The following is a 17,469-nucleotide window of genomic DNA, read 5'->3' as shown; positions in this document are numbered from 1 at the left end:
CCTGCCTCCACCATCATCACCTGTCAATGAGGTGATCTGGACACATGTACTCACGGATGCGCGTCCGGCATGTGCAAATGTGTGTCGGCCTCGCCGCCACCCGGTCCTCACTGGGTCCGACCGCTCAGGACGTCGATGAGGTGTTGCCGGGTGGAGGAAGCCGGCGCGCAGCCGGAGGGCGTCGTCCTCGGGTCCGTATCGGTGGCTGCGAGGCGGATGGCCTCATCGACCAGATCAGCGGGGGCGGCCGGCCGTGGCGCCGGCTGGAGCGCCTCTCCCGTCTGTCGGGGCCGCGCTCGCCGCCGGAGTCGAGCACTCCGCCGCAGAGCGCGGCGGAGCGTTCGGGGCGCATCGCGGAGACCGGGCCGAGGACTCCGCCGCCACGGCGGTGTGCGGCCCGGCTCGTGCTCTGGCACCCGCGACAGCGGGCGTCAGCCGAGCTCCAGCAGACCGGTTACGGCGACGTGCAGGGTACGGCCGAGCCGTTGGGCGAAGTCGACGCGTGTACCGGCGAGTTCGGGGTCGCGCTGAGCCTCTGCGACGGCCTCCGAGGGATGGGCGAACGGCCACAGACCTGCTGTGCACACGATGGTCAGGGAGACCAGCTCGCGGGAGGTCGCCGGTGTCAGGCCGGTCATGCTGCCCCGCATCACGTCCGCCAGTCGGTCCAGGAGCCGGATGTGGGCGAGCTTGAACTCGCGCGCCGACTCGGCGGAGATGTTCCGTTCGAGTTCGGATCCGAGCGCGCTCAGCAGGTCGCACAGAAGGGACCGCTCGGCCAAGGACCTGGCCAGGGCGTCCGTCACGGCGGCGGGCGAGGCCGCGCCGTGCGGGATCGGAGACGGGAGTTCGGCGGGCAGCTCCTCGATCCACTGTGCGAGGGACCGGTTGAGCAGCTCGAAGAACACCGCCTCCCTGGTCTCGAAGTACCGTACGACGTTGGTCTTGGACAGTCCGACCCGTCGGCTCAGCTCGCGCAGGCTGATCTCGCCGACGGGCATCTCGCTCAGGAGCTGCGTCGCGGCATCGAGAATGGCCTGCTTGCGGATCTCGCGCTGTTCCGCGCTGCGCGCACGCTGGAATTCCGTCGGCCGCTCGTCTGTCATCGTCACATCCCCGGAGTGCTTCGTGGTGGGCCGCTTCCGGCGCCGCCTGTGAGAAGCCTAAGCCCGGATGCCGGCACCGCCCGAAGGGCGGTACCGGCGTGGGCACGGACCCGGGTGCGGGTCCCGATGGGGCGGGTCACACGGACTCGCTGACGTGCCGCCACTTGGCGTCCGAGGCGGCGAGCGTCTCGGACACGAACCGGGCGACCTTGACGGCGTCCTTGCCGAGGAGCAGGTGCAGCGGCGGCTCCTCGGTCTCGGTGAGGTCGATCAGAACCTGCGCGACCTTCGCCGGGTCGCCCGGCTGGTTGCCGTCGGAGGCGCGCTGGCGGGCGATGGCGGGCTCGATGACGGACTTGTAGGCCTCGCTGACCGGCGGCGTGGCCATGGAGGAACCCGCCCAGTCGGTGCGCATGGCGCCCGGCTCGGCGACGGTGACCTTGATGCCGAGGTGGGCGACCTCCTTGGCCAGGACCTCGGAGAAGCCGCCGACGGCCCACTTGGCGGCCTGGTAGGCGCCCAGACCGGGTCCGCCCACGCGTCCGCCGACGGAGGAGATCTGGATGATGTGACCGGAGCCCTGCTCGCGCAGGACCGGGAGGGCGGCGCGGGTGACGTTGACGACGCCGTAGAGGTTGGCGTCGATCTGGTCGCGGAAGGCCTCGTCGGTCATGTCCTCGATGGGGGCCATGTCGGCGTAACCGGCGTTGTTGACCACGACGTCCAGACGGCCGAAGGCGGTGACGGCGGCCTTCACGGCCCGGCGGGAGGCCTCGGCGTCGGTCACGTCCAGAGTGACGAGACGGACCTTGTCGCCGTACTTCTCCGTGAGGTCGTTCAGCGACTCGGTGCGCCGGGCGGTGGCGACCACGTTGTCGCCGGCCTCCAGCACCGCCTCGGTGATGGCACGGCCCAGACCGCGGGAGCTTCCGGTGATCAGCCAGGTCTTGCTCATGGTGACGCCTCGATTTCTGTGTCTGAGGAGAGTTGTGCGGTGAGTACGGGTGGGACGAGGGGAGCCAGGGGGCTCGGTACGCGGGGAGGGGCCGCCTCCAGCGCCGGAAGCCGGTCCGTCGTCGTCCAGGGGGCTCGGTACGCGGGGAGGGGCCGCCTCCAGCGCCGGAAGCCGGTCCGTCGCCGTCCAGGGGGCTCGGTACGCGGGGAGGGGCCGCCTCCAGCGCCGGAAGCCGGTCCGTCGTCGTCCAGGGGGCTCGGTACGCGGGGAGGGGCCGGTCCTCAGATGAGGAAGCCGCCGTCGACCGCGAGGTGGGCGCCGGTGACGTAGGACGCCTCGTCGGAAAGCAGGAACGCGACCGCCTTCGCGATTTCCTCGCCGGTGCCCAGACGACGGGCGGGGATCTTCTCGGCGATCTTCGCGACCTCCTCCGGGTTGCCCTGCTGGCGGGGAACCGGGATGACGCCGGGCTGCAGCTCGTTGATCCGGATGCCGTGCCGGGCCCAGTCCGCGGCGGCGGCTCGGGTCAGGCCGCGAAGGCCGTGCTTGCTCGCGCTGTAGGCGGCGCGGTGGGACAGTCCGCGGTCGGCGAAGACGCTGGAGATGTTGACGATGGCGCCGCCGCCGGCCGCCTGGATCGCCGGGATCTGGTACTTCAGTCCGTAGAAGACGCCGGAGAGGTTGATCCCGAGGGTCTTGTTCCACTCCTCCTCGGGGAGGTCGGGAACATCGTGGTGGACGCTGGACGTGCCCGCGTTGTTCACGGCCAGGTGCAGAGCGCCGAAGTGGCGGACGGTCTCGGCGACGGCGTGCTCGACCGCACGAGGGTCGCTGACGTCACCGGCGACCGCGAGCGCGTTTCCGCCTGCCTTGCCGATCTCGTCGGCGAGCTCCTGCAGCGGTTCCGGCGAACGGCCCACGAGGGTGACGTCGGCGCCGCGGGCGGCGAGCAGCCGGGCGATGGCGGACCCGATGCCGCTGCCGGCACCGGTCACGAGTGCGGTCCTGCCTGCGAACTGGTCGTCGTAGTTCATCAGAACTTCCTTCGCTGTGTCGTTCTGCACGTCTGTGGTGTGTGTCGGGGCCCGGCGGCCACCGGGCCTCACTTGCCGGTGTCGCTCGCCCGGACGTCGAGGGCTCCGTACCGGCCGCCCTTGACCCGCGCGGGGTCGAAGAGGGCGTCCAGGCGGGCCACGTCGTCGGCGCTGAGGCGGACCGAGGTGGCCGCCAGGTTCGCGCGGACGTAGGCCTGACGCCTGGAGCCGGGGATCGGGACGATGTCGTGGTGGCGGGCCAGCAGCCAGGAGAGAGCGATCTGGCCGGCGGTGGCACCGATGCCCTCGGCGTACCGCTCGAGCTCTTCGACCAGCCGCAGGTTCTGCTCGAAGTTCTCGCCCTGGAACTTGGGGAGAGTCGAACGGAAGTCGTCGCTGTCGAACTCGGCGCCGAGCCGGAAGGCTCCGGTGAGCATGCCGCGCCCCAGGGGGCTGTAGGGCACGAGAGCGATTCCCAGGCGGCGGCACTCGGGCAGTACCTCTGCCTCGACGCCGCGCTCCCAGAGCGAGTACTCGCTCTGGAGGGCCGCTACGGGGTGGACGGCGTGTGCGCGCCGCAGGATCTCCGCGCTGACCTCGCTCAGGCCGATCGCGCGAACCTTGCCCTCGGCGACCAGTTCGGCCATGGCGCCCACGGTGTCCTCGACGGGGACGGTGGGATCGAGCCGGTGGTAGTAGTAGAGGTCGATCCGGTCCGTTCCGAGCCGCCGCAGGCTGGCCTCGCAGGCGGCCTTCACGTACTCGGGCCGGCCGTCGAAGAGGCTGCGTCCCTCGGGAGTGGGGCGGGCGGAGAACTTGGTCGCCACCACCGCCTTGTCCCTGCGGCCCTGCAGGGCCCGCCCGAGCAGTTCCTCGTTGTGACCGAAGCCGGCCACCGGCCGCCCCGGGATCGCGCTGCTCGCCCCGTAGTAGTCCGAGGTGTCGAACAGCTCGACACCCAGGTCGATCGCGTCGCGGATGGTGGCGACCGAGGCATCCGGGTCCGCCGCTCCGTAGAACTGCGACATCCCCATGAGCCCCAGGCCGACCGGCCGCACCGAGATACCAGAGCCGCCGAGCGGCGTACGGGCTACGGCTGCGAGGTCTTCGTTCATGGCCTGAACCACCCTGCTTCCTGAAGTCTGCCCGAGCCCACTTAAGAGGCCACTGGAACCTTATGCACTCAAAATTAAAGACCCACTGGCCTCTTGTCCACTCCTGACACCCTGGAGTGATGCAGGTCACATGGGCGAACCCATGTGTAAAGGCAGCGGGGATACGGCGCAGCCGGTCGACGCTGGACGCGCCAGAAACACACACGTGTACGCAGGACGTAGGTGCGCGGCAGTCGTCACGGGCGCGACCGTCCTGGCCCTCGCGACTCCGCTCACCGCCTCGGCCGGCTCACCGTCCGTCGTCCCCGCGGCAGATCACGTGCCGTCCGGCACACACACCGTCACCCTGGCCACCGGTGACGTCGTCACCACCCGTCACCCCTCCGGGACATCCGGGGCGGTCGTCGTCACCGGTCCGGCGGCGGGCGGGCCGAGGCCCACGACTCGGAGGCCGGCGGCGGCCCTCACCCAGGACCGCACGCGCACGACCGGCTTCTGGAACGCCGTCACCGTCACATCCGGCTGGACGGAGTTCTCCCACGAGAGCTGGGCCAGGATTCCTGGATCCTCACGGGCGGGGAGCGGGCCTCCCTCCCGCGACCAGCGCGCCAAGGTCCTCGACTGGGCCTGAGATCCCCCACACCGTCCGACGGGACGGCCCGAGAGCGTGGCGGTGAACCCGGCTGAGCGCCGAGACCGGCACCCTCTTCGTCATGTCGGCGGGCGACACCTGCGCTCCGAACGGAATCAGAGGCAACAGCGGCCACTACGGCCAGGTCACCGCCGCCCGGCACGTCACTACGAAGCCCTGCCGCAGAGATCCCGAGCGGTGATCAGGTGCCCTCTGAGCCGGGCGCCGGTTCGGGGACCGCGGTTCTCAGAAGTACATGGCCCGATGGCTGCGGTAGGCGAAGGTGTCGCCCGGACTGAGAATGGTGACGATGTCCTCGCAGAAACGCCGGTACTCCCTCTCCTGCTCGGCGGGCAGGGTCACGGAGCCGGCCGCTTCCGGGAGCATGACCTGGCGCAGCATGGCCAGGAGCCGCTGCGGGGGCGGCAGCAGGAGCACTTGCAGAACGCGGCGGAGGACGTCGGTGAGCCCTCGGTCCGTCTCCGACTGCTCGGCGCCCTCCTGGGCCGGCGTCCCGGGCCGGACCCGGTCCTGCGAAGTGAACAGGTCGAGGCAGGCCGTCAGGTGCCCGAGCTCGGCCGCGGTCACCTCGATCGGGTACAGGCAGGTGAGCTGGTCACCGCCGGTGCCGTACAGGACGTATCGCGCCGGATTGCCGGGAGCCGGGTCGGTGGTGGATCTGCCCGTGTGCCATTCGGACCACAGCGGCAGTTTCAGCAGGACCTGCACCCAACTGTCGTAGGCGTCAGAAATGATCCGCTCGTCGTCGGAGTCCAGCCCTCCGCTGTGGAGCCGGTACAGATGGCGGAGAAGCGGTTCCTCAAGGCTCTGGAACTTCGCGAAGAACACGGGGTCGTCGGGGACCAGAACGTACACGGGACTCCTCCCCCTCACCAGTACGGCGACCCGTGGGGCGAGTCGCCCGGCCGGCTGCGCCGCACGGCAGAACGGACTCCGCCGACGGTCGCCGGGCCGGCGACGGCTCGGCGTCGGGTGAACGTGGCGGCCCGCCACGCACTTGTCCCGCGCCTCCACCCGCGCCTCCAAAGGATCTCAGCATCCCGGCACACGTGTCACCTGTCAAAAACACGACCGGAGGGCCTTCGGTCAGGTGAATGGTCGCCTCGGCTGTCATGTGATGCGCCCACGGCCCCGAGTGTGTGCGACACCCACAGCTCCAGGCAGGCGCCGACCAGGGCACGTCACCCCTGCTCGACCTGGGACGCCAGGAACTCACACAGCAGCCGGGGCTTGCCGGTGCCCGCCTCGCCGTCGATCAGGACGACCGCGCGACTGTGCCCGAGCACCGATCCGAGTGCCTGGACACATCTGGCTGGATGAGGGTGTGTACGGGTCCGGTCGGGGGTCACCGCATGCCGTGGACCTCCAGGACCGCGGCGGTGAAGGCCTCCGGTCGCTCCTGAGGGAGGTTGTGGCCCGCGCCGTCCACCACATGGTGCGTCCACGGTCCGGCATAGTGCGGCGCGTAGGAGCTTCCGTCGGTCCAGGGCGTCACACCGTCCGCCCTCCCGTCCAAGGTGACGGTCGGTGCGGTGATCTTCGGCTGCTCCAGCAGCCGGCGCTCCAGTTTCGCGTACCGGGGCTCACCGGGAGCGGCACCCAGCCGGTGACGGTAGCTGTGCAGGACGACGTCGACGTAGTCGGGGTTGGTCCACAGCTCCGCGGCCTGCGCGAACTCCGCCTCGGTGAACTGCCATTCGGGAGAGTTGCGGTGCCAGACGACTCGGGCCAGATCGTTCCTGTTGCGCGTCAGGCCCTTCTTGCCCCGCTCCGTGAGGAAGTAGAAGAAGTACCAGTACCCCGACTCGACGGACGGCGCGAGGGGCTCTTCCGCGAGATCGAGGTTCTGGATGAGGTAGCCGTTCACGGACACCAGGCCGGAGCAGCGGTGGGGCCACAGCGCCGCGGCGACGTTGGCCGCACGCCCGCCCCAGTCGTATCCGGCGTACAGAGCCCGCCGGATCCCGAGCACGTCCATGAACGCGATCAGGTCCGCGCCCAGCGCGGCCTGCTCTCCGGAGCGAAAGGTGTCGCTGCGACGGAAGGTGGTGTCGCCGTGGCCGCGCAGGTAGGGGATGTAGCACCGAAAGCCGCGGGCGGCGAGCGCCGGTGCCACCTGAGCGTAGGAACCCACGGGGCTGAAGGGCCAGCCATGCAGAAGGACCGTCGGCGTACCGTGGGCCGGACCGACATCGTGGTAGGCGACGTCCAGGAAGTCGGTGCGCACGTGGCGTACCGGCCCCAACCCCTGATCCGTCCGTGCCTCCCTTCCTGCGGACGAAGCCCCGGAGACCGGTCCCTGAGCCAGGGCTGTTGCCCGAGCCGCGCCGGAAAGTCCGACCGTGCCTGCGGCCACGGCCTGGGCCGCTCTACGTCTGCTGATCACGTCATCCCTCTCGTCGACACGAGACATGTTGGTGCGCGCGTACGCCCGGCACGAGCCGCCCCGCGGGAGTCAGAAGAAGAGACTGAGATGGATCATGGCCGCCAGAAGGCGTACGGGCATGCTGTCCTCCCCGCTCGGCTCACGTCGGTCGTCACGGTTCTTCCGGCGCCGAGGGGCCTGGAGTGTCCTCCGGTCCTTCCCCGTCCGCGCGGGGGCACAGAGGCCCTTCTCCATGGTTCGCCCTTCGGGTAGAGATGGCGCATCGGCTGCCCCGGTCGCGTCGACCGGAGCTCAGAGGGCCAGGTCGACGGCCACGCACGAGAAGTGGTTCCACGAGGCCTCAGGGTTGTACGAGGACCTGCCCTTGGAGTCCGGGTCGATGTCGGCGCCCTCGGCCATGTCCTCGAAGCGGATCCGCTCCGGGAGCGCGCCGAATCGCGCCTGTCGGACCGCCGCGGCGTCCGTCGTGACTGCCTTGTCCATGGTCCGTCTCCTCTCCTGTCGATCAGTGATCGTGTCCTGATTTCCGGACGAACAACAGCCTGCCCCTTTACGTGTAACCAGTCAAGATGGTTACGCATGATGTGTCTCCGTGCCTGGCGGGTGTGCTGAGCACTACGGCTCCAGCAGCGCGTGTCGGTCACCCCCGCCCACGCTTGGCCGCCTGCCATGACGGTTGCATGCGGGTGGCCGCTGCCGGGCGTTGCATCAGGCTCTGTACCCGGCGCTGTAGAGTGCGCCGGCTCGGGCCGAGCCCGCCGGCGACGACTTCGTCGCCCACACCGGCGATCAGCAGGTCTGCCCGGGGTGCCACGCTCTTGCGGTGCCGGGGGACGCGGCGCCGCTGCCCACGACGATGGATGCGACATGGGTTCCGTGGCCGAAGGCGTCGTCGGCGGAGGCACGGCCGGAGAAGTCCCTCGCCACGGATGTGCGGCCGGTCGGACGGGATGACCGGTGTCGGCTCCGGCGTACAGGACGGCCGACTTGACGCCTCTCCCCTGATCGCCGGTCCGCCCGAGAGCGGGCGCTCCGATCTGCGCGTGCTGCGGTCGAGGTCGGTTTCGGGATGGGCGCCCGGGGGCCGTCGGTGGCCGGCGCCGGGGTGGCCGGCCGGGCAGCCGCCGGCTGCGGCAGGATGACCGGAGCGGCCGGCATGAGGGCGGTGACGGCCTTCACCACCCGGGCGATGTCAGGAACGGGTCGCGTCTGCCACCTTGCGCCATGTGCTGCTGCGCACCAGGTCGGTCAGTCGGTCCACGCTCACCGCCGGTGTGGTGCGTGTGGCCGGCAACAGGTGGGCCCTGGTGTTGAGTTCGCTGACCACCACCCGCAGACCGTCTCCGCTCAGCAGGTCGACGCGCCACTCGACCGCCCCCTTGCCACCGTTCTTCGCCGCTGAGCGACTGGTCGTGATGCGTGTGCCGTCCGGGAGTCGCGCCGCCGCGGAGAAGAGGTCCTCGATGGTGGAGTCACCGGGTTTCCACCTCTGTACGGTCACCGCGACCAGGCACTTGCCGCGTCCGTCGTCCACGGTGACGTGGCCGTATCCGGGCTGGCCTCCCTGGTCGGCGACCTTCAGTGCTCCGGGAAGCAGCTCGGTCAGGGTCTCGGTGATCCGCTGGGCCGGCGCCGTCTGGTTCACCTGCAGATCAGGGCGGCTGTCCGGCTGGGAGAGGGAGGCCAGGAACGGGTCCCAGGTGGGTGATCCGGCCATGTCGGTGAGTTCCTGCAAGGTCAGCGGCAGCCCCGGTCCTGTGACCGCCCTGCTCCGCGCACGGTCGGCGGGGGCCTCCGTCACCACGACCTGCCGGCCGTCGGCGAACGTGAGGGCGGCCGTCCAACGCTGCGCGCCGGCGGGTGCGGACTCGTCGATCGGCGACCTGTCCAGTGCCAGGTCGGCGCCACGGTGTTTCCTGACCGTGCAGGTGCTGTACGGATGGAATGCGCTGTCAGGACAGCCCGAGTACAGCGGGGAGACCGGGACCGGAAGCCGGTTGACGACGACCTGGACGCGCCCGTCTCCCGTGCCGCTCTTCAGTTCGAGAGCGGTCGTGGCCGACGAGGTTCCCTGGGGAACCGGAGTCTCCGTCGCCCGCGTCACGCCCTCTCGCGCAAGCAGCTTCTTCAGGTTGTACGTGAGCTCGTGCTGTGGAACGGGGTCGGTCGTGGCGGCCGCGGCACCTTTCTGGTCCGGGCCGGCGCAAGCGGCGGCGGCTCCCGACAGCAGGACGGTGAGCAGCACGGCACCTGCCGGCGTGGGGCGGCGCAGCCACCTCATGGACGCCTGCTCTCAGGAACGACACACATGTGGATTCAGGTTCTCCGGAGGTTCGGGCTTCGGCGACGGGAGAGGGTGACGCCGGTCCGCTGCGGTCGCGCGTGCTGTGTGACCTCCGGATCCACGGAGGTCACACAGCACCGCACCGCCTCGACCGGCGGAGGTCTGCCGTTCAGGTCAGCAGGGGCGACCCGACGAAATGGAGTTCTCGTACGGATAGCTCAGGGTGTTCCAGGTGTAGTTGTTCTGGAACTCCCCCTTGATTCCGGAGTAGCCGTTGTCGGTCCAGAAGCACCACTTGCTCCCCGAGTAGTTCCTGATGGAGGAGATGTCGTCCTGGAAGTTCCCCTCGCTGGCCCACGACATGTTGGGGACGGAAGAGGTCTCGTACGTACAGGCCCCACCGAGGTAACTCTGCGTGCACAGCTGGATGACGCCGCCCGCCGGCACGGCGGAAGCGGTCGCCGCGGACGAGGCGACGAGCGAGCCCGCCGCCAGCGCCAGACCGGCGCCGCTCATGACCTTCTTCATCAGATTCACGATGACTCCCTTTCGTATGCATCACGCCTGAGGCCGATTGATCGAATCGACCGGATCACGATAAATATGCGGACATTGGAGAGCAATGCCGAACGGGGCCAACGAAATTTCAATCCCCCCGGTTCGCGCGACCGAGGTAAAGAAATTCAAAGGGGTACCGGCACGTGCGACGGTCGGGCCTGTGATGCCGCCGCCATGCCGGGCCCCCGCCGCCGACCTGGTGTGGGGCGCGGCGGCGTCCGACCCCGTCAGGCCGAGAACCGGTCGGCTGTCGACGCGCGGGCGTCGAGGGCGGACAGCGTCAGTTCCTGCACGGCGGGGGTCCCCATGGGCCCGGCCCGGAGGCGCAGGTGCCCTCTCCGTGGCCTCGGGGAAGTCCAGAACTCGCCCTCCACTCCGGCCGCGATCGTGAGTCCGCCGGCCGGCGATCCCCGTCTCCCGCGGCTTGAGATCCCCTCCGTCATCGCATCTCCACTCGCCGACGGCGCCGCCGCGCGAGCGCCGCGTTCCCGCCCTCCACGTCCGGGGGCGTACACCGGGGAAACGGTTGCGGTCGACCGTCCGGTTCATCGCCTTCATGGCTATGGCCGGAAAACGATCCTGACCTGATTTACCGAATCGTCATGAACTCAAGCCGTGCGCATTTCGTACCCCTGTCCCCTCTCGCAGCACCCTTGCACGCCTTCTGGTTTTTTCGGCCGTAGCCGTTTTCTGCGCAGCCTCATCGCCCTCCGGAGAAAACTGAAGAGGGCACTGAGATACAGTGCCGCCGCCGTGGTCCTTTCACTCGGCCAGTTCTCGATCGAGGGGCTGTACCGGATCACCACCCACACGGCCGCGCCCGGGCGCGAGATCGGCACAGTGGGCAGGAGCGACGACCACGGCCACTGGTGGACCGAGTACGCCAACGTGTGACTGTCGTCCCAGGTCCGGCCTCGCTCCACGACGAACAGCCGCCAGGGTGACAGCCTGAGCAGTAACCACAGCATGTCCGTGGCTCGTTGCCGGCTGATTCCGGGACACGCTGCCCCGAGTTCCTCCAGCCGCACGGCCGGCACGCCGAGTGCCTGGCGGTAGGCCCGGGCGACCTGCACGAGTGCCCCTTCGGCATCGCGTTCCAGAGCCGCCGCGGAGATCATCACCTGGACCGGATCGAGGTGGCGCTCGTTGTACGGGTCAGGGCATCGATCACCTGGCCGGGCGTCGGTGGCCGCGAGCGGCCGATGCGGTCGCCGTTCACGGCTGCTCCGCGTGCTCGTGCCGCTCTTCCGAGCGGCCACGGGTGTACTGGCTGTCGCCCCTCCGCGGATCATGCTCCGCTGAGATGCGTGTCGGCCAGGCGGTTGATCGACTCTCGCAGCAGGAGCCCCGCGCCAGGGCTGAGCAACGCGGTGTCGTCCTGGTCGATGGAGGCGAGGAGTTCCGCGGGGTGGTCCGCGCGGTGCCACCGACAGCCTTGCCGGCGCTCTGAGACGGTGCCGGGAGCGTGAACGCCCCGGCCGACGGCATGCGGCCGGGGCGCAGCCGGCCGTGGACGAGCGAGTAGACGTGGGGTGCGCGAGCCCGAAGACGATGGGCGTGTCCCATGGCGTCGCGCAGCGTCTGGACGGGGTCGTCAGTGGTGAGGAACCTGGCTTTGACCCCGGCGTACCGCTCGAAGCCGTGCTCGCCACCTGCCCGAGCAAGCCGCCCTTGTCTCCGAACAGCCGGAAGCTCGGCGGTGTCGGGCGAGCGGCAGGACCCGCGGGACGTTTGACGGTCAAGTTACTTATGCACGACGCCCTCGCATCGAACAGAGTGGCCCGGAGCAGGCTCCGCCCGATCACAGAGAAGGACCCATCCGTAAGATGAGCGGCAAACGATCCGGAGTGCAGGCCCGCCGGAGCACGGTGGGAAACCCCCTTCACCTGACCTTGAACATCCAACGCGTGCTGACCATCGCGACCCGGCAGGACGTCAGGGCGGAGTTCCGGTTCGCACCGGGCACTCCCTGGGCCGTGTCCGTCCGGTTCGTCGTCGAAGGCGGCCCGAGCGTCCAGTGGCGTATCGGCCGCGACCTCCTTCAGCAGGGGCTCTACTCGATGAGCGGGCTCGGCAGCATCCAGATCTGGCCATCCGGCTTGGAGGAGCGGACCACCGCATGGCTCCAGTTGACCTCCGGCAACGTAGCCGCTCTCTTCGAGTTGCCTGTGCCACCACTGGCCAAGTGGCTGGAGTGCACCTACCGGCTCGTTCCCGCCGGCGCCGAGCTCGCCGAGGTCGACTGGAACACGGCCGCCACGGAACTGCTCCGTGCCCCCGAGGCACAAACAGACTGAACCGGCCGAAAGCGATGACACGCGGGGAACTCCGGGACCTCTCGTCCCCGATGCGGTGCTCACTCCATCACCACGGCTTCCCTGCCGCCCTCCTCACCGGCATCAGGACGGCATACGCCGCGCCGCGATGCCGTCATGAATGACTCACCGATCGGAACGTGTTTCACGTTCCATGAAATACGTATTCATATGGGCGCGACCCTCCCTGAAGTACTCTGCGCGGAGGGGCGGTGTGGCGCGGCGTACCGGCCGCTGGTCGACGCGCTGTCCGTACGCGGGAGGGCGAATGAGGCGGCCGGAAGCATCGCGCCGGGCACAACGGTCGACGACGCCCTCTTGATGCCGGGGCCCTCATGCCTCGAAGTCCCCTGAAGCACCCCGAAGTGCCACTAAGTGCCACGAAGTTCCCCGAAGGCTCACCGCCGAGCCCGCCGTGGATCAGTCGGCAAGCAGATGGGCACGGCCGAACAGGGCCGCGGCGGCTCGTGCGGTCGGTGTGCCCCGGTCCAGGTCCGCGCCTGCCGCGTACAGCACTGCGACCGCCTCGTCAGCGCCTTTGAACAGGGCTCCGGCGATGGGGGTCTGGTCCCGGTGATTGCACAGGTCCGGGTCGGCTCCGAGCCGGAGCAGGGCGCGTACCGTGTCGGCGTGGCCGTGATAGGCGGCGAGCATCAGGAGGGTGTTGCCGGCCGTGTCGGCGGCGTCGACCGGGAGGCCGTGTTCCACGAACTCCTCCAGTTCGCCTGTGCTGCCGGTCCGGGCCAGGTCCGCGGCGATGACAAGGACGCGCCGGGTCTGTTCCGGAGTCAGGCCGCCGCGGTTCGTCATGTACGCGCCTTCTCGTGGTCGGGTCGAGGCCGGCCCGGCACGGGCGTGTGTGGTGCTCGCGCCGGGCCGGTGGCTGACGTCCGGCGTCAGGGGCGACCGGCTGCCCGGGCCTCGACCGCCTTGCGGACGCCTTCGCCGTAGGCCGGGTCGGCCTGGGTGCAGTTGGCGATGTGCCGTTCCACGGTCGGCCGGGAAGCTCCGTCGATCGCGCGGGCCGTGTTCTCGAACAGGGCCCGCTGCTGTTCGGGGGTCATCAGGCGGAACAGGTCGCCGGGCTGTTCGAAGTAGTTGTCGTCGTCCGCGCGGTAGTCGAAGCGGTCGGCGACGGCGCCCACGGCCTGGCTCGGCTCGCGGTAGGCGGGCTGTTCCTGCCAGCGACCGTAGGAGTTGGGCTCGATGCCCGGGGTGGATCCCTGATTGCCGTCGACCCGCATGCCGCCGTCGCGATGGTAGGAGTTCACCGGGTTCTTCGGGGCGTTGACGGGGATCTGGTGGTGATTGACGCCGAGGCGGTAGCGCTGGGCGTCACCGTAGGAGAAGAGGCGGCCCTGGAGCATGCGGTCGGGTGAGAAGCCGATGCCCGGAACGACGTTCGCGGGGCTGAACGCGGCCTGCTCGACGTCGGCGAAGTAGTTGTCGGGGTTGCGGTCGAGTACCCACTCGCCGACCTCGATCAGCGGGTAGTCCTTCTTCGACCAGACCTTGGTGAGGTCGAAGGGGTGGAAGCGGTAGTGCTCCGCGTCGGCCTCCGGCATGACCTGGATGAACAGCTTCCACCTCGGGAAGTCGCCGCTCTCGATGGAATCGAAGAGATCGCGCTGGTGGGATTCCCGGTCCTTGCCGATGAGCGCTTCGGCCTCGGCATCGGTGAGGTTCTTGACGCCCTGCTGGGTACGGTGGTGGAACTTGACCCAGAACCGCTCACCTTCGGCGTTGACGAGGCTGTAGGTGTGGGATCCGAAGCCGTGCATGTGCCGGTACGAGGCGGGGATGCCCCGGTCCGACATCACGATCGTGACCTGGTGCAGGGCCTCGGGAAGGTGGGTCCAGAAGTCCCAGTTGTTCTCCGCGTCGCGGAGGTTGGTCCGCGGGTCGCGCTTCACCGCGTGGTTGAGGTCGGGGAACTTCAGCGGATCACGGAAGAAGAAGATCGGCGTGTTGTTGCCCACCAGGTCCCAGTTGCCCTCGTCCGTGTAGAACTTCAGGGCGAAACCACGGATGTCACGCTCGGCGTCGGCGGCGCCCCGCTCGCCCGCGACGGTGGAGAACCGGGCGAACAGCGGAGTCCTCTTGCCCACCTCGGAGAAGACGTTCGCGCTCGTGTACCGGGTGATGTCGTGGGTGACGGTGAACGTACCGAAGGCACCCGAACCCTTGGCGTGCATCCGGCGCTCGGGAATCACCTCACGGTCGAAGTGGGCGAGCTTCTCCAGGAACCACACGTCCTGCAGGAGCATCGGTCCGCGCGGCCCGGACGTGAGGGAGTTCTGGTTGTCGGGCACCGGCGCGCCGGCAGCCGTGGTCAACGGCTTCTGATCGTCCTCGGGCATAGCTCGCTCCTCGGTGAGTTTTCCTCGCCTGTCCAAGACATGTCGGCCCCGGCCGGCCGCAGTGTGCCTGCAAGCAACCCTGCGGCACACTGCGGCACACATCCTATGGTGAAACATATCTACGTCAAGGTGTGTTCCAGGGAGCCATGTGTCTCCCGGTTGGTGATCGCGCGCCGCACTTCGATCGTCGTCCCGTCGACCGTGATCCCCACCGACGCCGCCCTGTGGCGGTGCGCGTTGAGGATCAGGTTCCTGACGACCCGGTCCAAGCGCCGGGGGGTCGGTCTCGGCGGTCGGACGGCCGGCGACCGAGATCCGTCTCTCCAGCCCCGTACGCCGCACCGACTCCGTCACCAGCTCCTCCAGCCCCACCGCCAGGGTCAGGAACCGGCCGGTGACCGCTCCTGACCACAGCCGGTAGGGCGGCCGGGAGGGGTGATCTCGGCCTCCCGACCACCCCGCTGCCCGCCGGTGGCCGCAACAGGAACCAGCGGGAACGATGACCACAGCAGGCCCTTCCGGGCTGCCCGACGCAGGGTGGAGTCATGGCCTACGACGAGGTACTCGCGGAACGCGTGATGGAACGGCTTGAGCCTGAGGGAGTGGTCGCGAAGAAGATGTTCGGCGGCCTGACCTTCCTCCACCAGGGAAACGCGCTGGCCAACTTTCCGCCGCCGTGTCACGCCAGACGAGCGCCGCGCCCGCCAGGGGCGCAGGCACCTGCTGGGCGGGATCGACCCGGGTGCTGACTCCGGAAGAGGTCGCCGCAGCCCTCACTGGGCTGCACGCGACCGACCCGGCCACCGTGTTCCTGTCCGCCGCCCCGCATGGCCGACCCGGGCGTCCCGGCGGTGGCACGGGCGCTGTACGAGGAGCGGACGCTGGCGCGGATACGGTGCATGAGGCGCACCATGTTCGTCCTCCCAGCCGCTCTCGCCCCGGTGGTCCAGGCCGCCGTCGGCCGGGACGCCTCTATGGACCGGGCAAAGGCGATGGGCCAGCTCCGGGACGCGGCCGGCTGGGACGAGGACCGCTACACCGCAGCCGAGCGGGCCGCATCACCGCGTAGTAGATGCAGCCGAAGAACGCCTCCAGATGAGGGTCCCGCCCGCGTTGCTGAGCAACTGCCGCGGGGAGCCGCGCAACCTGTGCCGGATCGGGAACGGCAGCCGAGTCAATCTCCTCGTGGACCGCCGGAGCGCCACCTGGACGACCTGTGCTTGGACGATCCGGTGGTCGAGGTGGTCCTGCAGGCGACGGCAGCGGGGATCGCTCCGTGTACTGCTTCTGGACCGTGGTTCTGACCGGGCTGCAGACCGGGCAGACGCGGCCGGACTGAAGGGATGTCCGGCGGCGCCCGGGCGTCGCCTCGCCGTCGCCTCGGTGAAGCCGATGCAGGCGTAATCGACGGTGCGCCTTCGAACGGACCGACAAGGCTTCACGGGCGTGGCCTGCTTGACCGGCCGGGCAGCCGCCTGCAGAGTCGGAACGCCGTCCCGTAGCAACGCCTCACCCCTACCCTCTCTGTCCATACGTGGCGAACAGCGCCGAGACCCAGGAGCGACTGGTCCGATGGTCCTCGACCTGATTGTGATCGGTACGGCCATCACCCTCGGGCCTTTGCACAACAGCGCCTTCATCCTGCTGCTCTCCTCGCGGCGCGGCGTTCGTCAGGGTCTGGCGTTCCTGTTGTCGTGGCTGGCCAACCTGATCGCGGTGATCGCCCTCGTCGTGCTGCTGACCGGCGGTCAGCCCCCGGCCCGTCATAGCGCACCCTCGACCGCCACGATCGCCGCGAAACTCGCCATCGGCCTGGCACTGGTGGCGTTCGGCGCGTACCGGCACCGCCGACCGCCCCGCCCGCACGGCCCGCCACGCTGGGCCGCCCAGATCGACAACGCTTCCCCGGTCGCGGCAGCCGGTCTGGCGTGGCTGTTGCAGCCCTGGGGCCTGGTCGGCGCCGGCGCCGCGACCGCCATCGACGCGGACCTCTCCACCCTGACCGACTGGCTCGTACTGACCGGCTACTGCCTGCTGGCCACACTCAGCCTCATCGTCATGGAGATGTACACGGTCTGGGTGCCCGCGGCCGCGCACGCCCGCTTGAACGCCCTACGGAGCTGGCTGGAGCAGCACCAGGAACAGCTGCTGGTCACGCTCTCCCTGCTGGTCGGCCTGTGGCTGACGGCCCGGAGCATCTACGAGCTGGTCGCCTGACGCAGGCAGCTGGTGCGTCGCAGTGTCGGCTGGGTGGCCAGTCGCCGGTGAGGGCGGGCTGTTCGGGCCAGCGCAGGCGCGGGAAGACGTTGAAGCTCCCTGCGGGTGCGGGGGCCGGTTGTTCTCGGGGTCGGGTCCGGCGCTGTCGCGCACCACGCGTGGGATCCGACGTCCGCCCGCCCGGCGGCTATACCTTCCGAGGGGAGGACAGCACCATCACTCCCCACTCGACCGTTAGGGCCGCCACCATGCCCGGACGCACCCCAGAGACGACCGAGAGCCCGAGACCGGACGAGACCTTCGGCGAACCGCGATGGCCGATGGCGGCGGCCGTCGTCACCGCCATGGTGCTGACCCTCCTGCTCCCCGGCGACCCGGGCCGGATCGACCGGCGTACGGCCGCCTTGCGGAGCATGTCGATCGCCCTGGTGGGAGTTCTGGCCCTCAGTGCCGTCTGGTCGACCGTGCAACTGGTCGACGACATCCT

At 69.5% G+C, this 17,469-nt stretch carries 16 protein-coding genes and 1 pseudogene; 6 read left to right on the top strand and 11 right to left on the bottom strand.

From position 1 onward, the window contains the following. Positions 1-431: 431 nt before the first annotated feature. The 4 genes from ACFYUS_RS34710 to ACFYUS_RS34695 all read right to left on the bottom strand — a co-directional run bounded on the left by ACFYUS_RS34710 (position 432) and on the right by ACFYUS_RS34695 (position 4,210). A complete protein-coding gene (locus ACFYUS_RS34710) occupies positions 432-1,106 on the bottom strand; it encodes a TetR/AcrR family transcriptional regulator (RefSeq protein ID WP_388861478.1) in 675 nt (224 codons plus the stop codon). A 136-nt stretch (positions 1,107-1,242) separates the two neighbouring features. Further along, positions 1,243-2,061 (bottom strand): oxidoreductase, encoded by an 819-nt coding sequence (locus ACFYUS_RS34705; RefSeq protein WP_388861476.1) that lies wholly within the window; start codon positions 2,059-2,061, stop codon positions 1,243-1,245. A gap of 281 nt (positions 2,062-2,342) precedes the next feature. Continuing rightward, entirely contained in the window at positions 2,343-3,095 is a 753-nt protein-coding gene (locus tag ACFYUS_RS34700; protein WP_388861474.1) for an SDR family NAD(P)-dependent oxidoreductase, read from the bottom strand. A gap of 68 nt (positions 3,096-3,163) precedes the next feature. Next, positions 3,164-4,210: an aldo/keto reductase gene (locus ACFYUS_RS34695; RefSeq protein WP_388861472.1), complete on the bottom strand. Its 1,047-nt coding sequence runs from the start codon at positions 4,208-4,210 to the stop codon at positions 3,164-3,166. Between the two features lie 205 nt (positions 4,211-4,415). Between ACFYUS_RS34695 and ACFYUS_RS34690 the strand changes: the two genes are divergently transcribed. Next, positions 4,416-4,841, top strand: a complete 426-nt coding sequence (locus ACFYUS_RS34690; protein WP_388861470.1) for a hypothetical protein — start codon at positions 4,416-4,418, stop codon at positions 4,839-4,841. A 246-nt stretch (positions 4,842-5,087) separates the two neighbouring features. Here ACFYUS_RS34690 and ACFYUS_RS34685 read toward each other — a convergent pair whose 3' ends face one another. The 5 genes from ACFYUS_RS34685 to ACFYUS_RS34665 all read right to left on the bottom strand — a co-directional run bounded on the left by ACFYUS_RS34685 (position 5,088) and on the right by ACFYUS_RS34665 (position 10,069). Further along, positions 5,088-5,717 carry a hypothetical protein gene (locus ACFYUS_RS34685; RefSeq protein WP_388861468.1) on the bottom strand — a complete coding sequence of 210 codons (630 nt, stop codon included), beginning with the start codon at positions 5,715-5,717 and terminating at the stop codon, positions 5,088-5,090. A 490-nt stretch (positions 5,718-6,207) separates the two neighbouring features. Next, the gene (locus tag ACFYUS_RS34680; protein ID WP_388861466.1) at positions 6,208-7,089 is read right to left on the bottom strand and encodes an alpha/beta fold hydrolase; all 882 of its coding nucleotides are present in this window, start codon (positions 7,087-7,089) and stop codon (positions 6,208-6,210) included. Between the two features lie 450 nt (positions 7,090-7,539). Beyond that, positions 7,540-7,731: a hypothetical protein gene (locus ACFYUS_RS34675; RefSeq protein WP_388861464.1), complete on the bottom strand. Its 192-nt coding sequence runs from the start codon at positions 7,729-7,731 to the stop codon at positions 7,540-7,542. Positions 7,732-8,440: 709 nt separating this feature from the next. Continuing rightward, entirely contained in the window at positions 8,441-9,529 is a 1,089-nt protein-coding gene (locus ACFYUS_RS34670) for a hypothetical protein (RefSeq protein ID WP_388861462.1), read from the bottom strand. Between the two features lie 177 nt (positions 9,530-9,706). Further along, positions 9,707-10,069, bottom strand: coding sequence for a hypothetical protein (locus ACFYUS_RS34665; RefSeq protein ID WP_388861460.1), 363 nt, complete (start codon positions 10,067-10,069; stop codon positions 9,707-9,709). A gap of 774 nt (positions 10,070-10,843) precedes the next feature. Here ACFYUS_RS34665 and ACFYUS_RS34660 point away from each other — a divergent pair. Then, positions 10,844-10,984: a hypothetical protein gene (locus ACFYUS_RS34660; protein WP_388861458.1), complete on the top strand. Its 141-nt coding sequence runs from the start codon at positions 10,844-10,846 to the stop codon at positions 10,982-10,984. 1,013 nt (positions 10,985-11,997) lie between these two features. Further along, entirely contained in the window at positions 11,998-12,387 is a 390-nt protein-coding gene (locus ACFYUS_RS34655) for an SsgA family sporulation/cell division regulator (protein ID WP_388861456.1), read from the top strand. A 438-nt stretch (positions 12,388-12,825) separates the two neighbouring features. On the opposite strand, the gene ACFYUS_RS34650 is transcribed toward ACFYUS_RS34655, so the two are convergent. Further along, positions 12,826-13,215 carry an ankyrin repeat domain-containing protein gene (locus ACFYUS_RS34650; RefSeq protein WP_388861454.1) on the bottom strand — a complete coding sequence of 130 codons (390 nt, stop codon included), beginning with the start codon at positions 13,213-13,215 and terminating at the stop codon, positions 12,826-12,828. Between the two features lie 86 nt (positions 13,216-13,301). Then, positions 13,302-14,765 carry a catalase gene (locus tag ACFYUS_RS34645; protein WP_388861452.1) on the bottom strand — a complete coding sequence of 488 codons (1,464 nt, stop codon included), beginning with the start codon at positions 14,763-14,765 and terminating at the stop codon, positions 13,302-13,304. Positions 14,766-15,592: 827 nt separating this feature from the next. On the opposite strand from ACFYUS_RS34645, the gene ACFYUS_RS34640 reads away from it, so the two are divergent. The 3 genes and pseudogenes from ACFYUS_RS34640 to ACFYUS_RS34630 all read left to right on the top strand — a co-directional run. Next, the gene (locus tag ACFYUS_RS34640) at positions 15,593-16,069 is read left to right on the top strand and encodes a DNA glycosylase AlkZ-like family protein (RefSeq protein WP_388861450.1); all 477 of its coding nucleotides are present in this window, start codon (positions 15,593-15,595) and stop codon (positions 16,067-16,069) included. Positions 16,070-16,337: 268 nt separating this feature from the next. After that, positions 16,338-16,982, top strand: a complete 645-nt coding sequence (locus ACFYUS_RS34635; RefSeq protein WP_388861448.1) for a GAP family protein — start codon at positions 16,338-16,340, stop codon at positions 16,980-16,982. Positions 16,983-17,230: 248 nt separating this feature from the next. Beyond that, positions 17,231-17,469 (top strand): annotated as a pseudogene (locus tag ACFYUS_RS34630) (hypothetical protein); the annotation flags it as partial.

Source organism: Streptomyces sp. NPDC004284 (genome assembly GCF_042874035.1).
In the GTDB taxonomy this organism is placed as follows: Bacteria; Actinomycetota; Actinomycetes; order Streptomycetales; family Streptomycetaceae; genus Streptomyces.
This window is presented reverse-complemented; position numbering and strand designations above follow the sequence as displayed.

Bases quoted from the DNA above. Each gene is read 5' to 3' on its own strand.
- ACFYUS_RS34710 (WP_388861478.1), bottom strand. From the start codon at position 1,106: ATGACAGACGAGCGGCCGACGGAATTCCAGCGTGCGCGCAGCGCGGAA.
- ACFYUS_RS34705 (WP_388861476.1), bottom strand. From the start codon at position 2,061: ATGAGCAAGACCTGGCTGATCACCGGAAGCTCCCGCGGTCTGGGCCGT.
- ACFYUS_RS34700 (WP_388861474.1), bottom strand. From the start codon at position 3,095: ATGAACTACGACGACCAGTTCGCAGGCAGGACCGCACTCGTGACCGGT.
- ACFYUS_RS34695 (WP_388861472.1), bottom strand. From the start codon at position 4,210: ATGAACGAAGACCTCGCAGCCGTAGCCCGTACGCCGCTCGGCGGCTCT.
- ACFYUS_RS34675 (WP_388861464.1), bottom strand. From the start codon at position 7,731: ATGGACAAGGCAGTCACGACGGACGCCGCGGCGGTCCGACAGGCGCGA.
- ACFYUS_RS34670 (WP_388861462.1), bottom strand. From the start codon at position 9,529: ATGAGGTGGCTGCGCCGCCCCACGCCGGCAGGTGCCGTGCTGCTCACC.
- ACFYUS_RS34650 (WP_388861454.1), bottom strand. From the start codon at position 13,215: ATGACGAACCGCGGCGGCCTGACTCCGGAACAGACCCGGCGCGTCCTT.
- ACFYUS_RS34645 (WP_388861452.1), bottom strand. From the start codon at position 14,765: ATGCCCGAGGACGATCAGAAGCCGTTGACCACGGCTGCCGGCGCGCCG.
- ACFYUS_RS34640 (WP_388861450.1), top strand. From the start codon at position 15,593: ATGGCCGACCCGGGCGTCCCGGCGGTGGCACGGGCGCTGTACGAGGAG.
- ACFYUS_RS34635 (WP_388861448.1), top strand. From the start codon at position 16,338: ATGGTCCTCGACCTGATTGTGATCGGTACGGCCATCACCCTCGGGCCT.